At 63.5% G+C, this 22,864-nt stretch carries 21 protein-coding genes; 15 read left to right on the top strand and 6 right to left on the bottom strand.

The genetic code is table 11. The annotated features are described in order from the left end of the window. Positions 1 to 54: 54 nt before the first annotated feature. Entirely contained in the window at positions 55 to 1,251 is a 1,197-nt protein-coding gene (gene bktB, locus PSEST_RS12070; protein WP_015277259.1) for a beta-ketothiolase BktB, read from the bottom strand. 24 nt (positions 1,252 to 1,275) lie between these two features. Next, a complete protein-coding gene (locus PSEST_RS12065) occupies positions 1,276 to 2,454 on the bottom strand; it encodes an acyl-CoA dehydrogenase family protein (protein ID WP_015277258.1) in 1,179 nt (392 codons plus the stop codon). A 174-nt stretch (positions 2,455 to 2,628) separates the two neighbouring features. Between PSEST_RS12065 and PSEST_RS12060 the strand changes: the two genes are divergently transcribed. Beyond that, positions 2,629 to 3,672, top strand: coding sequence for an AraC family transcriptional regulator (locus tag PSEST_RS12060; protein WP_015277257.1), 1,044 nt, complete (start codon positions 2,629 to 2,631; stop codon positions 3,670 to 3,672). A 97-nt stretch (positions 3,673 to 3,769) separates the two neighbouring features. On the opposite strand, the gene fabB is transcribed toward PSEST_RS12060, so the two are convergent. Continuing rightward, positions 3,770 to 4,987, bottom strand: coding sequence for a beta-ketoacyl-ACP synthase I (fabB, locus tag PSEST_RS12055; RefSeq protein WP_015277256.1), 1,218 nt, complete (start codon positions 4,985 to 4,987; stop codon positions 3,770 to 3,772). Between the two features lie 11 nt (positions 4,988 to 4,998). Continuing rightward, positions 4,999 to 5,514, bottom strand: a complete 516-nt coding sequence (fabA, locus tag PSEST_RS12050) for a 3-hydroxyacyl-[acyl-carrier-protein] dehydratase FabA (protein WP_003285418.1) — start codon at positions 5,512 to 5,514, stop codon at positions 4,999 to 5,001. Between the two features lie 430 nt (positions 5,515 to 5,944). Between fabA and PSEST_RS12045 the strand changes: the two genes are divergently transcribed. From PSEST_RS12045 to PSEST_RS12010, 8 genes are all read left to right on the top strand, one after another. Beyond that, positions 5,945 to 6,967, top strand: a complete 1,023-nt coding sequence (locus PSEST_RS12045; RefSeq protein ID WP_015277255.1) for an NAD(P)H-dependent glycerol-3-phosphate dehydrogenase — start codon at positions 5,945 to 5,947, stop codon at positions 6,965 to 6,967. A gap of 22 nt (positions 6,968 to 6,989) precedes the next feature. Continuing rightward, entirely contained in the window at positions 6,990 to 7,346 is a 357-nt protein-coding gene (locus PSEST_RS12040) for a DUF4389 domain-containing protein (protein WP_015277254.1), read from the top strand. Then, positions 7,343 to 7,801: a phosphohistidine phosphatase SixA gene (sixA, locus tag PSEST_RS12035; RefSeq protein ID WP_015277253.1), complete on the top strand. Its 459-nt coding sequence runs from the start codon at positions 7,343 to 7,345 to the stop codon at positions 7,799 to 7,801. The genes PSEST_RS12040 and sixA overlap by 4 nt, the downstream gene beginning before the upstream one ends. A 69-nt stretch (positions 7,802 to 7,870) precedes the next feature. Further along, complete coding sequence (locus tag PSEST_RS12030; protein ID WP_015277252.1) at positions 7,871 to 8,314, top strand: hotdog fold thioesterase; 444 nt, start codon at positions 7,871 to 7,873, stop codon at positions 8,312 to 8,314. Positions 8,315 to 8,441: 127 nt separating this feature from the next. Next, the gene (locus PSEST_RS12025) at positions 8,442 to 9,254 is read left to right on the top strand and encodes an alpha/beta fold hydrolase (protein ID WP_041757007.1); all 813 of its coding nucleotides are present in this window, start codon (positions 8,442 to 8,444) and stop codon (positions 9,252 to 9,254) included. Further along, positions 9,251 to 10,108: an alpha/beta hydrolase gene (locus tag PSEST_RS12020; protein WP_015277250.1), complete on the top strand. Its 858-nt coding sequence runs from the start codon at positions 9,251 to 9,253 to the stop codon at positions 10,106 to 10,108. The genes PSEST_RS12025 and PSEST_RS12020 overlap by 4 nt, the downstream gene beginning before the upstream one ends. 226 nt (positions 10,109 to 10,334) lie before the next feature. After that, a complete protein-coding gene (locus PSEST_RS12015) occupies positions 10,335 to 11,138 on the top strand; it encodes a DUF4892 domain-containing protein (protein ID WP_015277249.1) in 804 nt (267 codons plus the stop codon). Between the two features lie 80 nt (positions 11,139 to 11,218). Beyond that, complete coding sequence (locus PSEST_RS12010) at positions 11,219 to 12,313, top strand: AI-2E family transporter (RefSeq protein ID WP_015277248.1); 1,095 nt, start codon at positions 11,219 to 11,221, stop codon at positions 12,311 to 12,313. A 12-nt stretch (positions 12,314 to 12,325) separates the two neighbouring features. Here PSEST_RS12010 and PSEST_RS12005 read toward each other — a convergent pair whose 3' ends face one another. Further along, positions 12,326 to 13,315 (bottom strand): patatin-like phospholipase family protein, encoded by a 990-nt coding sequence (locus PSEST_RS12005; RefSeq protein WP_015277247.1) that lies wholly within the window; start codon positions 13,313 to 13,315, stop codon positions 12,326 to 12,328. Between the two features lie 170 nt (positions 13,316 to 13,485). Here PSEST_RS12005 and selD point away from each other — a divergent pair, with 170 nt between their 5' ends. From selD to PSEST_RS11990, 3 genes are read left to right on the top strand one after another with little or no spacing between them, the layout of a single operon-like run. Continuing rightward, entirely contained in the window at positions 13,486 to 14,520 is a 1,035-nt protein-coding gene (gene selD, locus PSEST_RS12000) for a selenide, water dikinase SelD (protein WP_015277246.1), read from the top strand. Beyond that, entirely contained in the window at positions 14,520 to 15,626 is a 1,107-nt protein-coding gene (gene mnmH / locus PSEST_RS11995) for a tRNA 2-selenouridine(34) synthase MnmH (protein ID WP_015277245.1), read from the top strand. The genes selD and mnmH overlap by 1 nt, the downstream gene beginning before the upstream one ends. Positions 15,627 to 15,656: 30 nt before the next feature. Next, positions 15,657 to 15,935 (top strand): hypothetical protein, encoded by a 279-nt coding sequence (locus tag PSEST_RS11990; RefSeq protein ID WP_015277244.1) that lies wholly within the window; start codon positions 15,657 to 15,659, stop codon positions 15,933 to 15,935. Positions 15,936 to 15,995: 60 nt separating this feature from the next. On the opposite strand, the gene PSEST_RS11985 is transcribed toward PSEST_RS11990, so the two are convergent. Beyond that, positions 15,996 to 18,686, bottom strand: coding sequence for an HAD-IC family P-type ATPase (locus PSEST_RS11985; protein WP_015277243.1), 2,691 nt, complete (start codon positions 18,684 to 18,686; stop codon positions 15,996 to 15,998). A gap of 166 nt (positions 18,687 to 18,852) precedes the next feature. Between PSEST_RS11985 and PSEST_RS11980 the strand changes: the two genes are divergently transcribed. Genes PSEST_RS11980 through PSEST_RS11970 form a run of 3 tightly spaced genes read left to right on the top strand, consistent with a single transcriptional unit; the run spans position 18,853 to position 22,764 of the window. Further along, positions 18,853 to 19,770, top strand: coding sequence for an AAA family ATPase (locus tag PSEST_RS11980; RefSeq protein ID WP_015277242.1), 918 nt, complete (start codon positions 18,853 to 18,855; stop codon positions 19,768 to 19,770). 34 nt (positions 19,771 to 19,804) lie between these two features. Then, positions 19,805 to 20,767, top strand: coding sequence for a DUF58 domain-containing protein (locus PSEST_RS11975; protein ID WP_015277241.1), 963 nt, complete (start codon positions 19,805 to 19,807; stop codon positions 20,765 to 20,767). Continuing rightward, positions 20,764 to 22,764, top strand: a complete 2,001-nt coding sequence (locus PSEST_RS11970) for a transglutaminase TgpA family protein (RefSeq protein ID WP_015277240.1) — start codon at positions 20,764 to 20,766, stop codon at positions 22,762 to 22,764. The genes PSEST_RS11975 and PSEST_RS11970 overlap by 4 nt, the downstream gene beginning before the upstream one ends. The last annotated feature ends 100 nt before the right edge of the window (positions 22,765 to 22,864 follow it).

Genomic DNA, 22,864 nt, shown 5'->3' with positions numbered 1-22,864 from the left:
GACCAACGACTCGCCGCTGGTCGCCGCCTTATTCGGTGCAACTTATTCCTGCATTCAGAGGCGCTCGAGAATCAGCGCAATGCCCTGTCCGCCGCCGATGCACATGGTGATAAGCGCGTGACGCTTGCCGAGGCGTTCAAGCTCATACAACGCTTTCAGGGTGAGAATCGACCCGGTGGAACCGACCGGGTGACCATGGGCAATCGCTCCGCCGTTGACGTTCACCTTGTCTGGATCGAACTCCAGGCTCTGCGCCACTGCTAGCGCCTGGGCGGCGAAGGCTTCGTTGGACTCGATGATGTCGATGTCGGCCAGACGTAGGTTTGCTGCCGTCAGCGCCCGCTGCACCGCAGGAATCGGCCCCAAGCCCATCAGTTGCGGCTCGACACCGGCGAACGCGTAGCTGAGGAAGCGGGCGCGGGGGCGCAACCCGAGCCTGGCGGCTTCCTGCGCTGAGCCAAGCACGAGTGCCGCAGCGCCGTCGTTGAGCGGCGAGGCGTTGCCGGCTGTCACCATTCCGTCCTTCTTGAATGCTGCGCGCAGCTTCTGCAGGCCCTCCAGCGTGGTGTCAGGCCGCACGTGCTCGTCCTGAGAGAACTCCCCGGCAGCACGGCCCTTGTTGATCGGGACGCTGACGATCTGCGTCGTCAGGTGCCCCGCAGCCATTGCATTGGCAGCCTTGCGGTGGCTGTCGCAGGCATACTGGTCGAGTTGCTCGCGGGTGAAACCATAGCGGGCGGCGACATTCTCGGCGGTGATGCCCATGTGCCCGCTGCCGAACGGGTCGCTGAGTATGCCGATGGTCAGATCCACGGCGGCTGCATCGCCCATGCGCTGACCGAAACGCAGCTTGGGCAGCAGATACGCGCCCTGGCTCATGCTTTCGGCGCCACCGGCAAGGGCGAGACGGCTGGCACCCGCCTGGATCATCTGCGCGGCGGATATCAGCGACTGCACCGATGATCCGCACAGGCGGTTCACGTTCATTGCCGCCGAGTGCTCGGCGAGGCCGCAGTTCAGGGCAACATGTCGCGCCAGGTAGGCATCCTGCGGGCTGGTCGTGATGATGTGGCCGAAGATGCAGTGGTCGATTTCCTCCGCCGCCACGCCGGCGCGTTCGATGGCGGCACGGCCGGCAAAAGTCCCCAGCTCGGCAGGGCTATAGCCCGACAGGCTGGCGCCGAAGTCGCCGATGGCGGTTCGGGCGCCGGATAGGATCACCACGTCCTGCAGCGCAACTGTGTCGTTCATCTGGAATTCCTTCTTGTCGGTCGGTCAGGCCACAGGCCCAAGCATGTCGCGGGCGATCACTTCTTTCATGATTTCGGAAGTGCCCGCATAGATGGTCTGGATGCGCGCATCCACATAAAAGCGCGAGATTGGATATTCGAGGGTGTAGCCGTAGCCGCCGAACAGTTGCAGGCATTGGTCGACGCAGCGGCACTGCATCTCGCTGAGCATCAACTTGAGGGCTGCTGCGTCGGTGCTGCTCATTTCTCCACGGGCGTAGCGCTGCAGGCACTTCTCGAAATAGGCGCGTCCCATCTCCAGGTGTGCACGCACTTCGGCCAGCGTGAAGCGGGTGTTCTGGAAGTCGGCTATGCGCTGACCGAATGCACGCCGTTGCTGGACGTAGTCCAGGGTCAGCTGCAGGGCGCCGTCGATGGCTCCGATGGCTTGCGCTGCCACACCCAGACGCTCCCGAGGCAGTTCTTGCATCAGATAGGCGAAGCCCTTGCCCGCGTCGCCAAGCAGCGCATCCTCCGGCACGATCAGATCGTCGAAGAACAGCTCGGCGGTGTCGCTGGCGTGCTGGCCGATCTTGCGGATCGCTTTGCCGCGAGAAAAGCCTGGCAAAGTGGTATCCACCAGAAACAGCGAGACGCCGCGGGCCCGGGCGTTCGGGTCTGTCTTGGCGCAGACGATCACCATGTCCGCCAGCAGGCCGTTGGTGATGAATACCTTGCTGCCGTTGAGCTTCCAGCCGCCAGGAACCTTCTGCGCACTGGCGCGCATGGCGGCCAGATCGCTTCCGGCGCCAGGCTCGGTCATGGCAATGGCGCCCAGCACTTCGCCAGCGGCCATGCGCGGTAGCCAGCAAGCCTGCTGCGCAGGGTTGCCCAGGTGGTGGATATAGGGCATCACGATGTTGGCGTGGATGTTGTAGCCGCTGGCTAGCCCGCCGAAGCCCTGGCGGGATATTTCCTCGCAGATCATCAGGCAGGTCTCGACTCCTGCTGCGCAGCCACCCAGCTGCTCCGGCAGGTCTACGCCGAGCAGGCCCGCTTCGCCGAGGCGATGCCAGAGCGCGCGTGGCAGCTGGTGGTCGGCTTCCCATTGCTCGTAGTGGGGCGCCACTTCCTGTTGAAGAAAGCGTCGCACCGAATCCTGAAACAGTGTCTGGTCATCTTCGCTGGTTGCGCAATCCGCGCCCCGCAGGGTCTGTTCGTTCATGCTGAGCCCTTTGATTGTTCTTGTTCTGGTCGGTCACCGAGCAGGTGCATGGCTATTAATAAGAGCTTGCTCGCGTGCTTTGAATGACCGTTGCGGTCGTTTTGATTGATCGGATAGGCCATCACGGATTGGAAACGCGCCATACTGCCGAGCGGAAAGCCAAGGAGCAGCCGAATGACTGCGACGGAGTTGCCCAGGTCGTTGGCCAGGGCGCATATCGCCAATCACTACCTGCGAGCCGGCATCGGCGGCGCCGTGCGACAGGGGGCGGATCCGCTGCAGTTGCTGGCCGCTGCCGGCATCCCAGCGCACTGGCTCGATCAGCCCGAAAGGTTGATCACCGAACATCAGCTCAGCGAATTGATCAAGGCGGTCTGGCGCGCTACCGCGGACGAATTCATGGGGATGGCGCCAAGAGCCTGCAAGCGGGGCGTGTTCTCGCTCATGGCGGAGTTCGCCTTGGGCGCAAAGACCCTTGGCGGCATGTTGGAGCGCAGCGCGCGTTTCTATACCGCTGTCAGGGACGACCTGGATATCGGCCTGGATCTTGCGCCCGCGCAGTCACCACTGGTGTTCTACCGCTTGCATCTGCATCAGCAATTCGATCCTGATCATTTCCTGCAGGAGTTCATTCTGTTGATGTGGCAGCGCTTCGCCGGCTGGCTGATCGGGCAGCAGATTCCTGTCGTCGCCACCTGTTTCGGCTACCCGGCCCCCAGTCACGCGGCTGAGTATCGGGTGATGTTCATTGGCGAGCTGCACCACGACCAGCCCCGTTGTGGCTTCTATCTGCATCCACGCGTCCTGCAGCTGCCAATCCTGCGCAGCGACACCGAGCTACAGGCGTTTCTGCGCGACTGTCCGGGGGTGATCCTGCACCGGCCCGTGCAGGACAACAGCTTGCAGACTCGCGTCAGGCTGTTGCTGCAGCATTACGATCTCCGGCACATGCCAGAGCTAGGGGAGATCAGCCAGCAACTGCTGATGACGCCACGCACCTTGCGGCGTCGGCTGCAGGATGAAGGCACCTCGGTGCGGCAGATCAAGGAGTCGTTACGTCGGGAATTCGCTCTGCGGCTGCTCAGCAACGAGCACCTCAGCGTGCAGGAGGTGGCCGAGCAGAGCGGCTTCGCCGAGGTTGCGGCGTTCTGTCGGGCCTTCAAGCGCTGGACAGGGCGACCACCAGCGCAATGGCGAAACGGTCGTCGATTGGTCTGATGCCAGACGCTGTGGCGACAGCCACCGCATCGTTCGGCTTCTGGGCGCACAAACGAAAACGCCCCGACTAGTCGGGGCGTTCTGCCGGCGCTAGGGCTCAGCCCTTGAAGCGGCGCAGCACCAGAGTCGCGTTGGTGCCACCGAAGCCGAAGCTGTTGCTCATCACGGTGTCGAGCTGAGCGTTCTCGCGGGTTTCGCGCAGGATCGGCATGTCGGCAACTTCCGGGTCCAGCTCGTCGATGTTGGCCGAGCCGGCGATGAAGTTACCTTCCATCATCAGCATCGAGTAGATCGCTTCGTGGACGCCTGCGGCACCCAGCGAGTGACCGGACAAGCTCTTGGTCGAGCTGATGGTCGGGATCTTGTCGCCAAACATGTTGCGCACGGCCTTGATCTCGGCCACATCGCCCACTGGCGTCGAGGTGCCGTGAGTGTTGAGGTAGTCGATGGTGGTGTCCACGGTAGACATCGCCTGCTGCATACAGCGCAGCGCGCCTTCACCGCTCGGCGCGACCATGTCGTAGCCGTCGGAAGTAGCCCCGTAGCCGACGATTTCCGCGTAGATCTTGGCGCCGCGCTTGAGCGCATGCTCCAGTTCTTCGACCACGACCATGCCGCCACCGCCGGCAATGACGAAACCATCACGCTTGGCGTCATAGGCGCGGGAGGCCTTTTCCGGGGTCTCGTTGTACTGGCTGGACAACGCGCCCATGGCGTCGAACAGGCAGCTCTGGCTCCAGTGCTCTTCTTCACCGCCACCAGCGAACACCACGTCCTGCTTGCCCATCTGGATCTGCTCCATGGCATGGCCGATGCAATGCGCGCTGGTGGCGCAGGCCGAAGCGATGGAGTAGTTGATGCCCTTGATGCGGAACGGCGTCGCCAGGCAGGCAGAAACGGTGCTGCTCATGGTGCGCGGTACGCGATATGGGCCGATGCGCTTGACGCCCTTGTCGCGCAGGATGTCGATGGCTTCCATCTGGTTGATGGTGGAAGCACCACCGGAACCGGCCACCAGGCCGATGCGCGGGTTGGAGATGTCATCGAGGCTGAAACCGGCGTCCTTGACCGCCTGCTCCATTGCCAGATAGGCATAGGCGGCAGCGTCGCCCATGAAGCGCAGAACCTTGCGGTCGATCAGCTCTTCGAGGTTCAGGTTGACGGAACCGGAAACCTGGCTGCGCAGCCCCATGTCCGCGTAGGACTGGTTGAAGCGAATGCCGGGGCGGCCGGCGCGCAGGTTGCCGGAGACGGTCTCTTTGTCATTGCCCAGGCAGGAAACGATACCCAGGCCAGTGATCACGACGCGACGCATGCGGATGTCCTTCAAAAGCTGTCGGTAGAGGTGAACAGGCCGACGCGCAAACCTTCGGCACTGTAGATCTCGCGGCCATCAACGCTGACGGTGCCATCGGCGATGCCGAGGATCAGCGAGCGATTGATGGTGCGCTTGATGTGGATGTTGTAGGTGACTTTCTTGGCGGTCGGCAGTACCTGACCGAAGAACTTCACTTCGCCGGAACCCAGCGCGCGGCCGCGCCCAGGGTTGCCCTGCCAGCCGAGGTAGAAGCCGACCAGCTGCCACATGGCATCCAGGCCCAGGCAGCCGGGCATGACCGGATCGCCTTCGAAATGGCAAGCGAAGAACCAGAGATCAGGGTTGATATCCAGTTCGGCAACCAGTTCGCCCTTGCCATACTTGCCGCCCACTTCGCTGATGTGAACGATACGATCGACCATCAGCATGTTCGGCGCGGGCAGTTGCGCATTACCGGGACCGAAGAGTTCGCCGCGGCTGCAACGAAGCAGGTCTTCCCGAGTAAAGGCGTGTTGTTTGGTCATGCGTATTCCTCAATGGGCCCCTTGCGAAGGGCTTTGCTGCTTACATACCGGGCCAGAATTCGAGGCCTGATCATCAAGACTAGTCATAGACTGCCGCGTTGTGGCTAAAGTCACAGCCTGCCAACAGCGACGCCATTCAACCCGTACCTGCGGCTGAAGGACGCAAAGACAGAATCGGGCGGCTACTTTAACACTCCTGAAAGGCTAACGAGGACCTTGCGACAGCTTGTCCTCTATAGACAATCGTTGCAGTGACGGTTGCATGGATCGATTGAAGCCTTGTTCCAACGGGTCGGGCGGGCTTCGACTGCCTTTCGATCCAACTGTAACCGAATGATTTCACGGGCTGTGGTGGTTGCGCTGGCCGCTGTGAACGCGAAACGTATAATGCCCGGCACTGCCATTTCGAATGGCTCATAACGGAACCCACATGACACGACAGCAACCCATCGCCGTACTCGGCGGCGGCAGTTTCGGTACCGCAATCGCCAATCTGCTGGCCGAGAACGGTCACCACGTTCTGCTCTGGATGCGTGATCCCGAGCAGGCTGAGAGCATCCGGACGCTGCGGCAGAACCCTCGCTATCTAAAAGGTGTGGAGATTCTCAAGCAGGTGGAGCCGACCACCGACCTGCCGTCGACCCTGGATGCCTGCGAGCTGATCTTTGTCGCGCTGCCATCCAGCGCATTGCGCCAGGCGCTGCAGCCGTTCGCGAAGCAGCTTGGCGGCAAGATGCTGGTCAGCACCACCAAGGGTATCGAGGCCGATGGTTTCATGCTGATGAGCCAGATTCTCGAACAGATTGCGCCAGATGCCCGCATCGGCGTGTTGTCTGGCCCGAACCTGGCACGTGAGGTGGCCGAGCACGCGCTGACCGCAACGGTCGTGGCAAGTCAGGACGAAGCGCTCTGCCGCAGCGTCCAGCAGGTGCTGCACGGCCGCACCTTCCGCGTCTACGCAAGCTCGGATCGCTTCGGCGTCGAGTTGGGTGGGGCGCTGAAGAATGTTTACGCGATCATGGCGGGTATGGCTGCCGCACTGGGCATGGGCGAGAACACGCGCAGCATGCTGATTACCCGGGCGCTGGCGGAGATGACGCGATTCGCCGTGAAGCTCGGGGCCAATCCCATGACCTTTCTCGGCCTGGCTGGCGTAGGCGATCTGATCGTCACCTGCACATCGCAAAAGAGCCGCAATTTCCAGGTCGGCTATGCGCTCGGTGAAGGGCTCAGCCTCGACGAGGCGGTTTCCCGGCTGGGCGAGGTCGCCGAGGGCGTGAATACCATCAAGGTGCTCAAGTGCAAGGCCGAGGAGCTGCAGGTCTACATGCCGCTGGTCGCGGGTCTCCATGCCGTCCTGTTCGAGGGGCGTACGCTGGATCAGATCATCGGTGTACTGATGCGCGGCGAGCCGAAGACCGATGTGGATTTCATTTCAACCGACGGATTCTGAGCCGAGCGTAGGGGAAACCTTCATGAACCAATCTAACCAGGCCACGGACCGGGAGTCACTGATCCTGCGGGCCCTCTGGATGCTGATCTTCTTTTTCGTCTGGCAATTGGCCGAGCTGGCGCTGCTGGTGGTCGTGGTGCTGCAGCTGGTGATGCGCCTGGTCAAGGGGCACCCGGATTCCAGCCTGCAGGCGTTTGGCGACAGCCTCAGCCAGTACATCGCGCAGATCGGTCGCTTCGCCACCTTCAATACCGAGCGCAAGCCCTGGCCGCTGTCCGACTGGCCGACGCCCAGGCCGGCCGATGTGGAGCTGAGCAATCCGGTCCCGCCGGTGCCACCGGTCGAGCCGAAAGATCCCCAGCAGGGGCCGACTCCATGAGGCTATGGTTGTTGCGACATGGTGAAGCCGAGCCGCAGGCCCGTACCGATGCCGAGCGCAATCTGACCGAGGGTGGTCGACGTGACGTGCGCCGCAGCGCCACATTTCTGCGTGGCAAGCCGCTGCAGACGATTCTGGTAAGTCCGTTTCGGCGCGCACAGCAGACTGCGGACGAGGTACGCAAGGCGCTCGGCTTTGCCGGTCACTGCGAGACGGTTGACTGGGCGACACCGGAATCCGATCTTGCCGAGGCATTGCGCGAGCTGGACCTGCGGGGCGAAAGCGACCTGCTGCTGGTCACGCATCAGCCGTTTGTCGGCAACCTGGCGGGCTGGTTGATCAACGGTCATTACGCCGATCCGCTGCCCATGGCGACGGCTTCACTGGTTGAGCTGGAAGGCGAAGCGATTGCCGGAGGGCTGATGCGACTGGTTTCCGTGCATCACGTTGGTTAGGGTTGGGCGGCTCGCCTTGCACTTGGGGCGAGCCTGACCGCAGAACAATAACCATCAGGAGTACCTGTCTTGAGCATCTGGCACCGTCAACCCGACCTGGAAGCGCTTCACAGCACCCGCAAGAACACCATCAGTGATCTGCTGGATATACGCTTCGAATCCTTCGACGACGTCTCGATCACCGCAAGCATGCCGGTCGATGCCCGTACCCATCAGCCCTATGGTCTGCTCCATGGCGGCGCTTCGGTGGTGTTGGCCGAGACCCTCGGCTCGATGGCGAGCTATCACTGCATCGACACCAGCAAGTTCTACTGCGTCGGACTGGAGGTGAACGCCAATCATCTGCGCGGCCTGCGCAGTGGCCGTGTGACCGGCGTTTGCCGAGCGGTGCACCTGGGACGCTCGACGCATGTCTGGGATATTCGCCTGAGCGGGGAGGACGGCAAGCCCAGCTGCATTTCGCGGCTGACCGTGGCTATCGTGCCGCTGGACAAGGGCAACGGTGCGGGCTGATTTGCAGCCTGCCGTCATAGTGACCTGCTGATTGGCCTGAATGCCCTTCATTCGGCAGGCCTATGGCGATTGCCGCATGCCAGGGCCTGCCAGACAATGGGCGTTCAGTCTGTCCGGCAATGCCTTCATGTCCCAGCGTATCTTCTTCGCCCACGCCAACGGCTTCCCTTCGGCGACCTATCGCAAGCTGTTCGATGCCCTCGCACCCGAGTACGAGGTCACGCACATGGATCGTCATGGCCATGACCCGCGCTTTCCCGTTGACGATAACTGGAACAATCTGCTCGATGAGCTGTTCGAGCAGCTCGAACGCTTGCACGAACCCGTCTGGGGGATAGGGCATTCGTTCGGCGGCATGCTGCATTATCGCGCCGCGCTGCTGCGGCCCGAGTTGTATCACGGCGTCGTCATGCTGGATTCGCCGCTTCCGACCTGGTTCGATCAGACCGTCATATGGGCCGCCAAGCGCCTGGGCTTCATTGATCGGCTGACCCCGGCAGGGCGGACGCTTGGGCGGCGCGAGCAGTTCTCCAGCGTCGAGGAGGCGCGCGCCTACTTCGCCGGCAAGGCGCTGTTCAGCCACTTCGATCCGGAGTGCCTGGAGGCCTATATCGAACATGGTCTGGAACCCGCAGGGCAGGGCGTGCGTCTGCGTTTCGATCCGCAGACCGAAATCAGCATCTACCGCAGCGTGCCGCATCTGACGCCGGGCTGGCCGCCGGCATTGAAGATTCCTCTGGCCATGGTGCGTGGGCGCGACAGCCGTGTCGTGCTGCCGCATCACGCCTATCTGCTACGGCTTATGGCGCGCGGCGAGGCGCATACGCTGCCGGGTGGCCACATGTTTCCTTTCGAGCGGCCGCAGCAGACAGCGGACAAGCTTCGCGAACTGCTGGCCCGCTGGGGCACCCACGGCGAGCTTACCGAGGGGGTGGCATGAGCCTGGTGTTCGAGGAGGTGCGGCTGAGCCTGCCGCATCTGGAAGTCGCGGCGCACCTGTACGGTCCGGAAGACGGCAAGCCGGTTATCGCCCTGCATGGCTGGCTCGACAATGCCGCGACCTTTAGCCGGCTTGCGCCGCGCCTCAGGGGTTTGCGGATTGTCGCGCTGGATCTGCCTGGACACGGTCATTCCGAACATCGTCCCGCTGGTGCCGCCTACAACATCTGGGAATACGCTCATGACGTGCTACAGGTAGCCGAACAGTTCGGCTGGCAACGCTTTTCCTTGCTGGGGCATTCCATGGGCGCCATCGTTTCGGTGCTGTTGGCCGGCGCACTGCCCCAACGCATCGAACGACTGGCATTGATAGACGGCGTCATCCCTTACACCGGCGAGGCGGACAGCGCACCGAAGAAGCTTGGTGCGGCGCTCGAGGCGCTGCTTGCGGTCGACGACAAACGCAAGCCGGTTTACGCGAACTTCGTTCAGGCGGTGGAAGCGCGCATGAAGGGCGTCGGCGCGGTCAGCCGTGAGGCAGCCGAACTACTGGCCCAACGCGGGTTGATGCCGGTGCCCGGCGGCTATACCTGGCGCACCGATGCCCGGCTGATGCTGCCTTCGGCGATGCGGCTGACCCGTGCCCATGCGCTGGCGTTTGTCGCGCAGGTTGCCTGCCCGACTACTCTGGTGCTGGCGGAGCAGGGGCTGATGAACGAGCCGGAGCTGGTGAAGTTGATCGATGGCTTTCCCTTCGATGTGCAGCGGCTGCCCGGTGGACATCATCTGCATCTGGACGATGAGGCGGGCGCGGAAGCGGTGGCTGCGGTGTTCAATGCCTTCTTCTACCGCTGAGTGATGCCGGGCGTTTGCAATACTCTCTCGCAAAGCCTCGCTTGACTTGCTTTTGCCAACTGGCGAGGCTGGGAGGCAACGTTTCCAGCAGAGCCAGCGCAATGATCGATTGCTTCAGAGTCGCGACGGCCCCCGGCTGCGCCCTTGCGTTTGTCCCGACGGACCTCGGCTTGCCGCATTCGCTGAGTTTCGGCAAACAGCCACGGGTGACCCGTTGAGGAGTGTTATGCGAAGTGCATGGATCGCGGCATCGGTCTTGGTATCCACAGTTGCCGTGGCCGCGGACGTTACCGGCAGTGCCGATCTCGAGCGGCTGCCACGTTTTGCCCAGGCGCAGATCGTCGATTATCGGCAGTCGCAGGTGCAGGAGCGCATCTATCCCCAGGACTCCATCCGTCGCATCAGTGGCAACTTGCGCATGGCAGCGCAGGTGGTCGTTTCGGGTGAACTGACGGCAGTGACCTACCAGTTGCCAAATACGCATACCGGTATCGAAGCCTTCACCCAGGCCCGCAGCGAGCTGCTGCGCCAGGGCGCCGAACTGCTGTTCTGGTGCGAGGGTCGCGAGTGCGGTTCGAGCAGCCTCTGGGCCAACGCTATTTTCGGTAAATCCATGCTCTACGGTCCGGAAGCGCAGCAGGCGTATCTGCTGGCCCGTCTACCCGATGCCGAAAACGATCTGGTTGCCTTGTACGGGATAACCCGCGGCAATGGCAGACCTTATCTGCACGTCGAACAACTGCAAAGCAATGAACCCCTGGCTGCGGTACTGCCCACGGCAGCGACGCTGTTGCGGCAGTTGCGCAGCACTGGCGAGCTGCGTTTGCCACGCCTGGCAGACGAACCGACCGCCGAGTGGGGAGCTCTGCTCGCCAATGTGCTGAGCCTGGACAGCACCACGCGTGTCAGTCTGGCCGGACAAGGTGCGGCAGCCTGGCGCGAAGCGCTGATCGTCGAGCGCATCCGTGGCGGGCGGCTGGAAGTCGACGAGTCCCAGGAACCGGGCCTGGTCATTCGGCTATTGCGCTGATCCTGCGTAACGGCTGCAATAGCGGTTCTTGTTTCGCGCCCTGATCATGGGCGCGGCTCTAATTCCCAGGGTACGTTCACATGCTCAACAATGACCGCCTGTTGGCGCAGATTCTGCTGCTCGGGCTGCTGGCTGCGTGCCTCTGGGTGCTGGCACCGTTTGCCTCCGCATTGTTTTGGGCCGCCGTCCTGGCATTCGCCAGCTGGCCGGTCATGCGTCTGCTGACCCGCTGGCTGGACGGCAATGCCACATTGGCTGCCGGGCTACTTACCTTCAGCTGGATGGTACTGGTGGCGGTACCGCTGGTTTGGCTCGGCTTCAACATTGCCGACCAGATCCGTGAGGCCAATGCCTTGCTGCACGACCTTCAGGTCGAAGGGTTGCCGCCTGCCCCGACCTGGCTGGGCGAGCTGCCGCTGATTGGCGATACCCTTGTGGGCTTCTGGGATACCGTCGACGAGCAGGGTACGGCGCTGATCGCCAGCATCCGTCCGTACATCGGCCAGGTCGCGAACTGGCTGCTGGTGCGCAGCGCACGGATCGGTGGCGGCATGCTTGAGCTGGCCTTGAGCCTGGTGCTGGTGTTTTTCTTCTACCGTGACGGGCCCCGTTTGTCCGCATTCGTCCATAGCCTGTTGCACCGGCTGATCGGTGACCGCGCCGATCATTACCTGGAGCTCGTGGCCGGTACGGTGCAGCGCGTGGTCAACGGCGTGATCGGTACGGCTGCGGCCCAGGCGATCCTGGCCTACATCGGGTTTCTCATCGCCGGGATTCCGGGTGCGCTGGTGCTCGGCCTGCTGACGTTCGCCTGCAGCTTTATCATGGTGCCGCCACTGATCTGGGGCCCTGCCGTCGCCTGGCTGGCCTGGCAGGGCGACTACGGGATGGCGATCTTCCTTGGAATCTGGGGCATGTTCGTCATCAGTGGCGTGGACAACGTGCTCAAGCCCTACCTGATCAGCCGTGGCGGCAACCTGCCGCTGGTTGTGGTGCTGCTTGGCGTGTTCGGCGGCATCCTTGCTTTCGGTTTCATGGGGCTATTCCTCGGCCCGACCCTGCTTGCGGTTGCCTACAGCCTGCTGGGCGACTGGTTGATCAAGGAGGTGCCGACGATGCCCTCGCACGAGTCGCCGCTACTCCCGGGCGAACCGCGCGACCCACTTGGACAGTAAGCGAAGGCTCGCTCACTGTTCCTCTTCGTAGCGGATCAACGCGTCGTGGGCGACGATGCGGCCCAGTTCGATCAGCTCGGGGGCCTTGTAGAACTCGTAGAAGCGGCAGGCCCGCTTGGGAATGTTGACCAGCACGTTTGGCGGGTAGCCGGCGATCTTGTATTGCGCCAGTGACGACTGCATGACGTCGAAGCTCTGGTTGATCAGCTCCAGCAGCGATGCCGGGCCGGTGACGTCGATCACCGTCGCGCCTTCGGCAGACTTCGGTGCGCTCTGGCTGGTCGGCGCTGCAGGCGGTTGATCGCCGCGCAGCAGTTCGCCGGCACGAAGGTCGTCGAGCTCACCGGCCAGTTCAGCTTCGTCCTTGCGCCAGAACGGGATGTGCGAACTGATCGAGTTGACCAGTGAATCGAAGCGCCCTGGGCGCACCACCTCAGGCAGTGGATACTGCTTATGGTTGTTGGCGTTGAGGTTGACCGCGATGATCATGTCGCAGTGTGCCGACACCACCGGAACGATTGGCAGGGGGTTGAGCAGACCGCCGTCGACCAGCATGCGATTGCCTTGCATCACGGGCGTGAACAGGCTGGGAATGGCCGCGGAAGCGCGCATGGCCAGTTCCAGGCTGCCTTCCTGAAACCAGATTTCCTGCTGGTTGGTCAGGTCCGTGGCAACCGCAGTGAACGGAATCGGCAGATCCTCGATGCGGATCTTGCCGACCATGTCGCGGATACGACCGAAAACCTTTTCCCCGCGTATCGCACCGAGGCTGAAGCTCGGGTCAACCAGCCGCAGCAGGTCCAGGTAATCCAGGCTCTCGATCCAGTTGCGATACTCGTCGAGTTTGCCCGCCGCGTAGATGCCGCCGACCACGGCGCCCATGGAGCAGCCGGCGATGCAGGCAATTTCATAGCCGCGCGCTTCCAGCTCTTCGATCACGCCGATGTGCGCATAGCCCCGTGCGCCGCCCGATCCCAGTACCAGTGCAACTTTCTTACTCATGCGGTTCTCCCTGTGGCACTTGCGATAGCTTCATGCCTGGCCGGCGAGCCTGCAAGGGCTGATCCGTCCCGGTACCGTTAAGACTGGTGGGAGTCTGCGTCAATCGGCGAATGACGGGCGGCCTTTGCTACAATCGCCGCCCGTTTGTGCTTGTGCCACGAGAGAGCCCGATGAGCGAACCGATCCGCCTCACCCAGTACAGTCACGGCGCCGGCTGCGGCTGCAAGATATCGCCCAAGGTGCTGGACGTGATTCTTGCCGGCAGCGGAGCGCAGAATCTCGACCCGCGCCTGTGGGTCGGCAATGCCTCGCGCGATGACGCAGCGGTATATGGCATCGACGAGGAGCGCGGTGTGGTCTCGACCACCGACTTCTTCATGCCCATCGTCGACGACCCCTTCGATTTCGGCCGGATCGCGGCGACCAACGCGATCAGCGACATCTACGCCATGGGCGGTGATCCGCTGATGGCTATCGCGATCCTTGGCTGGCCGGTCAACGTGCTGCCGCCGGAAGTTGCCCGTGAGGTCATCGCCGGTGGCCGTGCCGTCTGCGATGCGGCGGGTATTCCGCTGGCTGGCGGGCATTCGATCGATGCGCCCGAACCGATCTTCGGCCTGGCGGTCACCGGTCTGGTGAACAAGCAGCAGATGAAGCGCAACGACACCGCCACCCCCGGCTGCAGGCTGTACCTGACCAAGCCATTGGGCATTGGCATCCTCACCACCGCCGAGAAGAAGGCCAAGCTGCGCGCCGAAGATGTCGGGCTGGCGCGGGACTGGATGTGCACGCTGAATACGCCGGGCAGCCGCTTCGGCAAGCTCGAGGGTGTTCGCGCCATGACCGATGTCACGGGCTTCGGTCTGCTCGGTCACCTGGTGGAAATGGCCGATGGCAGCGGGCTGACTGCTGAGATCGACTATGCGCGCGTACCGCGCTTGCCGGGCATCGAGTACTACTTGGAGCAGGGCTGCGTGCCTGGCGGTACCCAGCGCAATTTCGACAGCTACGGCGAGCGCATCGCCGCGCTCGACGAGCGTCACAAGCAGTTGCTCTGCGATCCGCAGACCAGTGGCGGATTGCTGGTGGCCGTGGCACCGGAAGGCGAGGCGGAGTTCCTCGCAGTCTGTGCCGAACTCGGCCTGAACCTGCAGCCCATCGGCCAGCTCGTCGAAGCGCGCGGCCATGCGGTCGAGGTCCATTGATGCGCAGCGATACCGAAGATTTCCGCCAGCTGTTCCTCAATGACGTCCCGATGATGGATGCCCGCGCCCCGGTGGAATTCGCCAAGGGCGCCTTTCCCGGTGTGGTCAACCTGCCGCTGATGAACGACATCGAGCGACAGAAGGTCGGCACCTGCTACAAGCAGCACGGCCAGAAGGCGGCCATCGAACTCGGCCAGCAACTGGTTTCCGGCAAGGTCAAGGCCGAGCGCCTGCAGGCCTGGGCCGACTTCGCTCGCGCCCATCCGAATGGCTACCTGTATTGCTTCCGCGGTGGGCTGCGTTCGCAGATCGTCCAGCAGTGGCTGAAGGACGAAATGGGTGTCGAATACCCGCGTGTCGTCGGCGGCTACAAGGCGATGCGCCATTTCCTGCTCGGCACCATCGACCAGGCTGTCGAGCAGTGCGACTTCGTGCTGGTGGGTGGCATGACCGGTACCGGCAAGACCGAGGTCCTGGCGCAGCTAGACAACAGCCTGGACCTGGAAGGCTTGGCCAATCACCGCGGTTCCAGTTTCGGCAAGCGTGCCACGCCGCAGCCGGCGCAGATCGATTTCGAGAATGCTCTGGCGATCCGCCTGCTGAAGATGCGCGCCGCCGGCATCAAGACGTTTGTGGTCGAAGACGAGGCGCGTCTGGTTGGCCGCTGTTCGATTCCGCTACCACTGTTCAATGGCATGCAGGAGTTTCCCCTGATCTGGCTCGAAGACAGCCTGGAAGGGCGCGTCGAGCGGATCCTCAAGGATTACGTGATCGACCTGTGCGCGGAGTTCATTGCCGAGCAGGGTGAGAACGGTTTCGCTGCTTTCGCCGAGCGTCTGCAGCAAAGTCTGGTCAATATCAACAAGCGACTCGGCGGCGAGCGTTATCAGCGCCTGGCATTGCTAATGGATCAGGCACTTGCGGAGCAGACACGCAGCGGCACGGTCGATCTGCACCGGGGGTGGATCGAGGCATTGCTCGGCGAGTACTACGATCCGATGTATGCCTACCAGCGCGAAAGCAAGGCCGGGCGGATCGAGTTCGCTGGCGACCAGCGATCGGTGGTCGAGTATTTGCGTAACCGGAAGGCGCAAGAGCGCCTTTAATTCCTGAAATGGCACACGAGGGATGATGCGATGAAAACCTGGCTGAGTTTACCTTTGCTGGTTGTGCTGTTGGCCGGCTGTGCCGGCAAGACCGCATACCGTGACAGTTGCGCGGCGGAGCTGGATGCGGCGTGGAAGGAGCAAAGCCTGGCGGAAGCCGAAGGCTTTGCCGGAACCGTGAGCTATTCCAAGGCGCTGGCCTTGCTGACCGGGGCCAAGACCCAGCAGCAGTTCGAGGCGTTTCGTGGCTGTGCCCAGAAAGCGCAGAAGGCCCGCTTCTATCTGCGCGAGTCACGGGCCGGGCGTTAAAAGCGGTACTCCAACAACCAGCCTGCCCCCGGGCGGGCTGGTCCCTTCGCGGCGTTTGGATCAGAGTGGCCAGCCGGCGCGTCGCCGCAACCACTTCTCCATCTCGACCACCACCAGTAACGCGGCTCCGGCGAGCAGGCAGATCCCCCAGCCAACCACGTCCAGCGATTGGGTAGCGAATAGGCGCTGCAACGGCGCCCAGTGGGTAAAGGCGAGTTGCAGGACGCTCAGCAGGACTATCATCCCCCAGACCATTGGGTTGTCACGCAGGCCGAAGCGGGCCGGCGCATTGATCTGCCGACTGCTGAACAGATAGGCGATCTCGCAGGCGACCAGTGTGTTCACCGCCAGGGTGCGACTGAGTTCCATGCTCCAGCCCAGCTGTTGTGCATAGACGAAGACACCGATACAGGCCGCGGTCATCAGCGCCGCCACCAGCAGCACTCGCCACATCAGTTGCGTGCTCAACAGCGCCGCGTTCGGGTTCCGCGGCGGCCGCCGCATGATGTCGGCCTCGCCGGGCTCGAAGGCCAGCGCCAGGGCAAGGGTTACGGCGGTGATCATGTTGACCCAGAGAATCTGTAGCGGGGTGATCGGCAGCGTCAGCCCCAGAGCAATGGCAACCAGCAGCACCAACGCCTCGCCACCGTTGGTGGGCAGGATGAACAGGATCGATTTCTTCAGGTTGTCATAGACCGTGCGGCCCTCCTCGACGGCATTGGCGATGGTGGCGAAATTGTCATCGGCAAGGACCATCTGCGCGGCTTCCTTGGCCACCTCGGTGCCCTTGATACCCATGGCCACGCCGATGTCGGCACGCTTGAGCGCCGGCGCATCATTGACGCCATCGCCGGTCATCGCGACGCGAGCGCCACCGGCCTGCAGGCGTTGCACCAGGCGCAGCTTGTGCGCCGGGCTGGTGCGAGCGAAGACCGTCGTATCGCCCAGGCGCGCGTCGAGCTCGGCGTCGCTGAGCCTGTCGAGTTCGGCTCCGGTGATCGGCGCGCTGCTGCCCAGACCGAGACGCCGCGCGATTGCCGCAGCGGTTTCGGCGTGGTCGCCAGTGATCATCTTCACCGCAATACCTGCCTGACGGCATTCGGCGATGGCGGCGATGGCTTCCTCACGCGGCGGATCGAGCATGCCGACCAGGCCGAGCAGGACGAAATCACCCTCCAGGTCCGCATAGTTCAGTTCATGGTGCGGCGCGCCGAGCGCGCGCACGGCCAGGCCGAGCATGCGCAGGCCCTGAGCGGCGCCCTCGGAAAGCACGGTATGCCAGTAGGAAGGGTTCAGAGGTTCGGCGCTGCCATCGACCAATTGCTGGTTGCACACCTCCAGCAGCCGTTCCGGAGCGCCGATCATGTAGATCAGGCCGTGGCCGGAATGGTCGTGGTGCAGGCTGGACATGCTGCGCCGTTCCGAGCTGAACGGGATGCTGTCGACACGTGGGGTGTGGGCTAGCTCGTGGGTCGCAGTCATCCCCAGCTTGCCTGCGAGGGTCAACAGGGCGGCCTCGGTGGGGTCGCCGGTGATGCTCCATTGCGAGCCGTCATGCAGCAGGCTGGCGCTGTTGCACAGCAGGCCGGCGCGACCCAGCGCGTGCAGATCACTGGGCTGGTCGATTGCGCAGGGCTGACCATTCTCGCCGCGAACCTCGCCGGTTGGTGCGTAGCCGACGCCTTCGATCTGATAACGGTTTGCCGCGGTGACCACCAGCTGCACGGTCATTTCGTTGCGCGTCAGGGTGCCGGTCTTGTCGGAGCAGATCACCGTCACCGCACCCAGGCTCTCCACGGCGGGCAGGCGGCGGATGATGGCGCGCCGCCGGGCCATGCGCTGCACACCAAGCGCAAGGGTGATGGTGAGGACCGCCGGTAGCCCTTCGGGTATGGCTGCAACCGCCAGACCGACCGCCGCCAGCAGCATCTCGTCGGATGAATAGCCGCGCAAACCGACGCCAAACAGGTAGGTGCCTAGCGCCAGCGCCAGAATGATGAAGGTGAGCACCCGGGCGAAGCGCGCCATATCGCCGAGCAGCGGTGTCTGCAGGCTGACGACCTCGCCGAGCATATGACTGATCTGCCCCAGCTCGGTTTTGCCCGCAGTCGCCACCACCACCCCGGTGCCGCTACCGGCACTGACCAGGGTGCCTGAGTACGCCATGCTGTAACGATCACCGATGCTGGCATCGCGAGCCACGGGCTCCACCTGCTTGCCGGTCGGCAGCGACTCACCGGTAAGGGCCGCTTCCTCGATGCGCAGATCGCGGCATTCGAGCAGGCGCATGTCCGCCGGTACCCGGTCGCCGGCTTCCAGCAGCACCATATCGCCAGGCACCAGTTGTTCGGCCGGAACGTTGAGCGTCCGCCCGCCGCGGCGCACCTTGCTGTCGAGCGTGAGCATGCGCTGGATGGCACGCATCGCCTGTTCCGCCTTGCCCTCCTGGATGAAGCCGACGATAGCGTTGATAACCACCACCCCGAAGATCACCGCACTATCCAGCCATTCACCCAGGGCAACGGTGACCAGCGCCGAGAGCAGCAGAACGTAGATCAGCAGGTTGTGAAATTGCAGCAGGAACCGCATAAGCGGCCCGTTGCGGCGCCGCCGTGGCAAACGGTTGGGGCCGAAGGTCTCGAGGCGCTGCTGCACTTGCTCGGTGGTCAGTCCGGCAGGCGAGGTGTCCAGCTGTTGGAGCGTCTGCTCGGCGTGTTGCGCATGCCAGCAACGTGAAGCGGGTGTGGACATCGGGTCCTCCTGTTGACCTTTGATCTGCTCAGCCTAAGCCGGGCTGCCATGCTGCGCATGGTGCTGGATCAAGGCCCGGGTCACAAACTCGTCACCGGGCGTTTCCTGTGCTTTGCCTGGCTGCGGCTGACCAGTAGCATCGGGACGACGAACAGAGGAGGTTTTGATGCGCACCCGATTGGACGCCTGCCTGCGAGCAGTCAATGAAGTTTTGCTCGGCAAGGAAGCGCAGGTCCGGCTGGCCCTGACCTGCCTGCTGGCCCGTGGTCACCTGCTGGTCGAGGACATGCCCGGTATGGGCAAGACCACCTTGAGCCATACGCTGGCGAAGGTGCTGGGGCTGGAGTTTCAGCGCATTCAGTTCACTTCCGATCTGCTGCCCGGTGACATTCTGGGTACGTCCGTGTTCGACAAGGACAGCGGGCAGTTCGTCTTTCATCCCGGACCGATCTTCGCCGAGTTGGTGCTGGCCGATGAGATCAACCGTGCCACGCCGAAGAGCCAGAGCGCACTGCTCGAGGCGATGGAGGAGGGCCAGGTCACCATCGAAGGGGCAACGCGCCCGCTACCCGAGCCGTTTTTCGTCATCGCCACGCAGAACCCCGTGAGTTCGGGTGGCACCTTCGCGCTGCCTGAATCGCAGCTGGACCGCTTTCTCATGCGCGTTTCGCTGGGTTATCCGGCCAAGGCTGCGGAAAAGGCGCTGCTGCTCGGCGAATCCCGGCGGGATCTGCTGCTGCGCCTGGAGCCGCTGCTTGAGCATGACGAGCTGCGCGCCATCCAGGACGCGGTTAGCCAGGTGCGTGCCAGCGACGCCCTGGTCGACTACGTGCTGCGCCTGGTGGAAGCCACGCGTACCCAACCGCAGTTCGCCTGGGGATTGTCACCACGCGGCAGTCTGGCGCTGCTCGCTGCGGCGCGGGCCTGGGCGTTTCTTGATGGCCGCGATTATGTGATTCCGGAAGATGTGCAGGCGGTGCTGCCGACCGTGGTCGGGCATCGCCTGCGTGAACGCGCCGATGCCACCGGTCATGGTGGCGGTGCGCTGGTGCAGTGGTTGCTGCGCGAGGTGCCAGCGCTGTGAGACGTGCGCCTGCTCGTTTCGGCGAGCCTTCACTATGAGGATACTGCCGCGTTTCCGTGACCGCTGGCTGCTGCGCCGGATACCGCCAGCACCCAGCGTGCGGTTGAATCAGCGGCGCATCTTCATCATGCCGACGGCGGTCGGGCTGGCATTCATCGTCGCCCTGCTACTGATGCTGCTCACCGCCATCAACTACCAGAACAGCCTGGCCTACGGGCTGACCTTTCTGCTTGGTTCGCTCTATCTGGTCACCATCCTGCACACCTGGCGCAATCTGGCGGGGCTGCTGCTGCAGGCGGGTGGCACAACGGCGGCGTTCGTTGGCGAACAGGCGCTGCTGCGTGTCCGCCTGGAAAGCGCAGGGCGTGCCTATCAGGCGGTGGCGCTCGGCTGGCCGACCAGTGGGTTGCGGTTGGTCGATGTTCCGGCGGGCGGTACCGTCGAAGTCGAGCTGAGCCTGCCAACCGAACGTCGCGGCTGGTTGCGGCCCGGTCGGGTGCGGGTGGAGAGCCGATTCCCGCTCGGCTTGCTGGTGGCCTGGAGCTGGATCGATCTGGAGCTGGCGGCGCTGGTCTATCCACAGCCGTCGGTGGCCGAACGCCCTCCGGGCCAGGGCGCACCCGAAACCGAAGATGAAGGCGTCCTGGCGCGGGGTGCCGGCGTCGATGACTATCAGGGGCTGCGTGTCTGGCAGCCGGGCGATGCGCGCCGACGCTTGCACTGGAAGGCCTATTCCCGCGGCCAGGGCCTGCTGGTGAAGGATTTCGCCAGCCTGCTCGGCAACGATCCGCTGCTCGACTTCGATACGCTTGAAGGCGATCCCGAGCGGCGTTTGTCGATGCTCTGCCACTGGGTTGTCGAACTGAGTGAACAGCAGCAGCCGTTCGCGCTGCGGCTACCGGCCGGGGTAATCGGACCCGACGGTGGACAGGCGCATCGGGATGCCTGTCTGCGTGCCCTGGCACTGCATGGGCTTGGCGAGGAGGGCAGCGCATGAGCGTCAAGCCGGGCATTCCCCGCAACAGCCTGATCTGGCTGCTGGTCGCGCAGGTGCTGGTGATCCTGCCGCATCTCACTCATCTGCCGTTGTGGATCATCGGCCTGTGGCTTGGCTGCGCGGCCTGGCGGATCCAGATCTTCCGCATGCGTGCACGCTATCCGCGCAGCTGGCTCAAGGCGCTGCTGATGATAGGCGCTGGCTTCGGCGTTTATTTCTCCCGCGGCAGCCTGGTCGGACTGGAAGCCGGGGTGGTGCTGCTGATCGCCGCGTTCATCCTGAAACTGGTGGAGATGAGTTCCCGCCGCGATGCGCTGGTGCTGATCTTCCTGGGCTTCTTTGCGGTGGTAACCAGCTACCTGTTCGAGGACAGCCTGCTCGCCGGGCTGTATAGCCTGTTGCCGGTCACCGCGCTGCTGGCGGCGATGATCGGCTTGCAGCAGAGCAGTCTGGTGACGAGGCCATGGCCAACGGTGCGGCTGGCCGGTTCCCTATTGCTGCAGGCCGTTCCGCTGATGCTGGTGTTGTTCCTCTTCTTTCCCCGTCTGCCGCCGCTGTGGTCGTTGCCGCAGGCTGGTGATCGTGGCACCACGGGCTTGGCCGATCACATGGCGCCCGGTGATATCGCTCGGCTGGGACGCTCCCCGGAGCTGGCTTTTCGTGTCAGCTTCGACGGCGACATTCCTCCTCGCGATCAACTCTATTGGCGCGCGGTGACCTTCGAGCGCTTCGATGGCCGGCGCTGGTCGCAGTCCTATGCCTCTCATCTGCCGCAGGAGCCGGAATGGCAGGCAGTCGGCGAGCCGCTTCGCTACAACGTCGTCATGCAGCCGAGCGGGCAGCCCTGGCTGTTTGCTCTGGATGTCGCTCAGGTGGCGCCAGGCCAGGCACAGCTGATGACCGATTTCCATCTGCAGCGCCGGCAGCCGGTCAACCAGCCGCTGATGTACCAGGTCACCTCCTGGCTGGATGCGCGCCGCGAAGCGGTCCGTGCGCCGGAGAGCCTTGGCCGGTCGCTGCAACTGCCAGAACGGGGCAATTCACGCGCGCGCGCCTGGGCCATGGAGCTGCGGCGCACCGCACAAGAGCCACAGGCGATGGTCGATGCGCTGCTCAAGCACTTCAACCGTCAGCCCTACCACTACACGTTGGAACCGCCGCCGGTGGGTGACGACATCGTCGACGATTTCCTGTTCGAGACGCGCAGCGGTTTCTGTGCGCACTACGCGGGGGCGATGACTTTCGTGCTACGCGCGGCGGGTATTCCGGCACGAGTGGTCGCGGGTTATCAGGGCGGTGAGGTCAATCCGGCTGGCAACTATCTTTCGGTGCATCAGTTCGACGCCCATGCCTGGGTCGAGTACTGGCTGGCCGAGCGCGGCTGGGTCAGCGTCGATCCGACCTTTCAGGTCGCGCCTGAACGGGTGGAGCAGGGTCTGGAACAGGCGCTGGCGCGTGAGCGAAGCTTTCTTGCCGACCAGCCGATGTCGCTGCTGCGCTATCGGGATATCGGCTGGGTGAATGCCCTGAGGTTGCGCTGGGACAGCCTCAACTATGGCTGGCAACGCTGGGTACTCAATTACCAGGGCGAGCAACAAACGCAGGTGTTGCAGCGTTGGTTAGGCAAACTAGATGCTCAGGCGCTCGGTCTTGGCCTTGTTGCGGTTCTGGCCCTGCTCACTGCTGTGCTGGCACTGTTCCTCTTCAAGCCCTGGCGTCGTGAAACGGACCTTCAGCAGCGCCTGTTCGGACGCTTCGAGCGGCTGTTGGCGCGCCACGGCGTCCATCGTTACAAAGGCGAGGGTGCGCGCAGCTTCGCCGAGCGTGCCGCGACCATGCTGCCCGGACAGGCGCCGGCCATCCGCGCGTTCGTCAGGCTTTATGAGGCGCAGCGCTACGCCCAGCAGCCCGGGGCCACGGATGAGCTGGCGCATAGCTTGCGTCAGCTTCGCCGAGCACTGCCGTGGCGTCTTCCGAAGCGGGCTGGGCGGTCCTGATTACCCATTACCGACATGGATGATTCGGCATTTCATCCGGCTGCTTCTGCCAGAGTGGTTCGCGTCGCCAAGGGCGGGCCTTTAACATCGCTCGCATAAC

The organism is Stutzerimonas stutzeri RCH2, from assembly GCF_000327065.1.
GTDB lineage: Bacteria > Pseudomonadota > Gammaproteobacteria > Pseudomonadales > Pseudomonadaceae > Stutzerimonas > Stutzerimonas stutzeri_AE.
The sequence above is the reverse complement of the archived record's forward strand: the minus strand, read 5'-3'. Positions and strand labels throughout refer to the sequence as shown.